The 4,180-nt window shown below is 49.1% G+C and carries 2 protein-coding genes; both read left to right on the forward strand.

Annotated elements, in window-relative coordinates; all coding sequences use genetic code 11:
* The coding region (locus WBL42_RS07800) for a zinc ribbon domain-containing protein (protein ID WP_424720715.1) at positions 1-1,584 on the forward strand (1,584 nt) is incomplete at its 5' end.
* A gap of 1,318 nt (positions 1,585-2,902) precedes the next feature.
* Positions 2,903-4,180: DUF4011 domain-containing protein (locus WBL42_RS07805; protein ID WP_424720716.1), on the forward strand; the 1,278-nt coding region annotated here is incomplete at its 3' end.

Raw genomic sequence — 4,180 nt, forward strand, 5'->3', positions numbered from 1 at the left:
GCAATTCTTACCACGAGGCGGCTGATCCTTGTTGACAGTAAGAAGCATCTTATCGCTCCGCAGGAGATCCTTCTTGCAACCCTCAGGGATATCGAGGCAGGGGAAAATGCCATCCGCGATCCAACCATCATGCTCTCGATCATCACCAACACGGGCGCAACCCGCCAGATGATCCTCACGTTCTCCAAGACCAGTGGTGGCGAACGTAAGCGGGAATCCGATGAATGGGCAAAAGTGCTCCGCCAGCACACGTCCTCCACATTCCAGCACCCCATCATGCCGGATATTGCCAGACCCGAAGACTCTTCACCTGCAGACGCAGAACAGGCCCCTCCCCGCAGGGAAGTGGCAGGGATCCCTGCGGTTCCCGCCCCCAAGAAGAAGATCGAGATTGCCCGCCCGATAAAGAAGATTGTTGAGACTGCTTCACCAATGCCAAAGCCCGTTGAGGTCACCACCCTTCCGACCGGATCCTTCTGCAACCGCTGCGGTAACCGTGTTCCCCCGGAATCGGCCTTCTGCAACAAATGCGGGACACCCGTAGTAAGGGATGCAGAGCTTGATGCAATGGCCGCCGCCCCGGTTACAGAACAACCGTCGGCTACGGTTCCCCAGGTACAGATGTCATCACCACCGGTATTCGGAAATGCCGCAGATAAAAAGGATCGCCCGATCGAAGATGTAATTCATTCCATTGAGCCGCTCATCGAGGATTCAGTTCCCCGTACCGTGCCTTCACCCCTGGTGCCAAAACACTACGCTACACCCCCGCCTGCAGAAGAATCACCGGCACCGGAACCTGCTGCACAAACCCAGGGCGGGCCGGAACCTTCTTCCATGCCGGAGATTAAGTGGCCGGTCATTGGATCTTCCGCGGATTCTCCGACACCGCCCGTAACGGGCAACGAGCCCCCGACACCTCCGTCCCCTGCACCGCACTACCCGGTTCCCCAGGCAACCTCACGAAGGCCGAAATTTCTCATTACCGGTGTGATTGCGATCGTCATCCTTGCGATCATTGCCGCAGTATTTGTATTTGCCAACCCTCTTGGAGGTGTACATACCGTTGTACCAACATCTGTTCCAACGACCGCGGTAACAACGGTTGCAACCATTGCTCCGACCACTGCAGCTACGCCGGCTCCGGTAGTAACCGTTGCCCCAGCCCAGACAACAGTCACTCCTGTACCGACACCGCAGACGCTTATCCCGCCCACGGGAGTCTGGATCCGCGTGATCTATGCCGACAAGTTCACCGGGTCAGTCGGCACACCCGGTAATCAGGCCGATGTCGCAGATACGGGGGACAAGTTCTACCAGATCCCGACAAGCGAAGGGATTGTTGTCGCAACCATCCAGAAAGCAGATGGATCTTCTGATAACCTGACCGTCGGAGTATACAAGGACGGGAACATGGTAATGCAAAAATCCACCGTTACTCCAAACGGCATTGTGGAGGTCCAGGCAGACCTGAAACCCGCGCCAACACCGACACCAACACCCACACCAACAAAGATCCCTGTTCCCGTAACAACCGCTGGTTCTTCAGGGACTCCCAATACCAGCGCGACAGTAACACCTTAATTTCTTTTTTTTGTCAACAGGGCATTTCCCGGAATAAAATCCGTATCTGGTGCGGATTCCACCTATCAGAAAATTTCCGGCCAATTGATGCTACATGAGCTGCGGCGAGGGATTGACTGATCCCGGTGAAAGGTGGAAGAAAACCAGGCAGAATATCTTTAAACGTTCCAAAAGGAGACAGGGTTAAAAAAGTCGAATGGGTGATAATATATCACTTATTTCCCTTCACCTTGTCGTGATTGCCATGTGGGAAATTACCGGCCAACCCCTCCATCGGTTGGAGGGTAAAACGGGGACCCCAAAACCTACTTTTGGGGGGGGTCATGAGGGTCTCACATGATCTGGTCCGACCCCATGATCCCCCCGGCTCATTGCCCGGGCCGGTACGAGCGAAGCTGGCGAGGGTTGGGGGAGGGTGACTGCCCTTCATTATATCATGTGCTATTGCCTGGAATGCAATTTGAGATCGATTCTCGTGATGACGTCGTCAATTTTCTTTGAGAATCCATCATCAGAAACTGTGTCTTTACCCTTTTTTTATTGAAGAATTCAATTATAGGGTTCATCATTATTTGTCAGGGCCGGGCGGATCCATGCGCTTCGCTCTCAGCTTAACATTTCAAAACAGGATTCGACCACCAGCGCAGAAGTGCTGCTATGGAGCTGCCCGGCTGTGGGTTTAAATCCGCTTCATTTGAGCTTTTTTTCATGAAATCCACCCCATTTTGGGTTATGATCCTATTACGCGCGGTGCCCTCATAAGTCTTTTGAAGGCTCCGGATGGATATGAGACCCGGGTTACCGGTAATGTCAGTAAAAACCTCCCCTGTCATTGTCATTTTTTTCTGAAGGATCTGAGCATTGCTCGAATTTTTAAAGAAGATGACAAATTATTTTTTCCGTTTCTTCTCTGTGACCTATTCAAGCAATGCTCAGATCTGATAAAATCGGAACGCGCGCCGGGACTTTTGTTTCGACGGCGAAAGATTCGAGCAATGCTCAGGTTTTTGAGTAACTGAAAACTTTTCAACGGATCTGGATTTCCTGAGCAATGCTGGATGGGTCTGCAAAATCTCAAGACTACCCATTGAGGGAAGGAATATTGACCTCGCTCTGCAAGTAACCCGTTCGAGGTGAACACTACGGTGAACTACGGTCAAGGATGGGGCGCAGAAAGGACCCGCTTTTTTATTACTAATTTCGAGTGCCAAGAAATACAAAATAAATAATCGCTTTTGGCATTGGAATTTTTGCATAGGAATATTAAACGTCATAAAATTTAGATAGAGAATAGATAACAGAAATTTCGAGGGCGCCAATGGCTACAGTCTCAGAAAATATTGAAAATACAAGGAAAAAATTACTTGATCTTACTTTTCGGAACAAACTCCTTAATTTCCGGCCAACGAAAGCCCGAACACTCAGAATTCTTGGTGAGAGCCCTCTCGATGTTTACGAATATCTTGTCATCAAAGAAAAACCGATGCAATTCCGGGCGACGAAACCAAGTGAACCCGATAATCCACCGTCTCCCGACCCGATCCCCTCCGAAAATAAAACCGGGGAGTTGACCGCAGAGCCTAATATTTCAACGATCTGGCAACCGATCACTCCTGAACAACCTTCGCAAAATCATCCGGCCGATCGATATCTGGATACACCCTTCGACAAAGAAACCCTGCAAAAGCGCCTTTTTGTTATCATGCAGGAATCCAAATCCGTTATAGAAGAACAAGGTTACACTGTTCTCTACCTGGCCCTCGGCTTTTTGGAATGGTATGATTCACCAACGTCAGAAAAACCTGCGCGTTCTCCTCTTATTTTGATTCCCGTCGAAATGAAGCGTGAAGGGGTTCGGGAGTCCTTCAAAATTCAGTGGACAAATGAAGATATCATGACAAACATTTCTCTTAAGGAAAGACTTGGTGAGATTGGTGTTACCCTTCCGGATTTTGATATGCCCGAAGATAAATCGGGAATTGATGCATATTTCCAGCTGGTAAAAAATGCAATCAGCAAGCAGCAGAGATGGAATATTTTTTCAGATGTCTATCTGGATTTTTTCAGTTTTACGAAATTTGTCATGTACAAGGATCTTGATAGCGCGGCCTGGACCGGGGCAGTCACTCCTGCAAATCATCCTCTTATCAATGCAATATTCAACCCTGATATGACGAGTCCGATTGTCGAAGGATTCAATGAAGAAGACGTGGATAAAAGGATTCATGCTGATTCTGTCTACCATATCCTTGACGCTGATTCTTCCCAGATCGCTGTAATTGAAGACATTAAAGCCGGGAAGAATCTCGTTGTGCAAGGACCCCCGGGTACCGGAAAATCCCAGACGATAGCGAATGCAATCGCAGATTTACTTGCACAAGGTAAGACTGTTCTTTTCATCAGTGAGAAGATGGCTGCTTTGGAAGTGGTAAAGAAGAGGTTAGACGTTGTGGGGATTGGAGAATTTTGCCTTCAGCTGCATAGCTATAAAGCAAATATCAAGGAGGTTCACCGAAAACTGGACAAAACACTCCACATGATTCCCCCACACGAAGTGGAGATCTCTGATCAGATCTCTCGCCTTGAAAGTCTGAAG

The sequence above is a fragment of the Methanoregula sp. genome, assembly GCF_049686655.1.
Classification (GTDB): domain Archaea; phylum Halobacteriota; class Methanomicrobia; order Methanomicrobiales; family Methanospirillaceae; genus Methanoregula.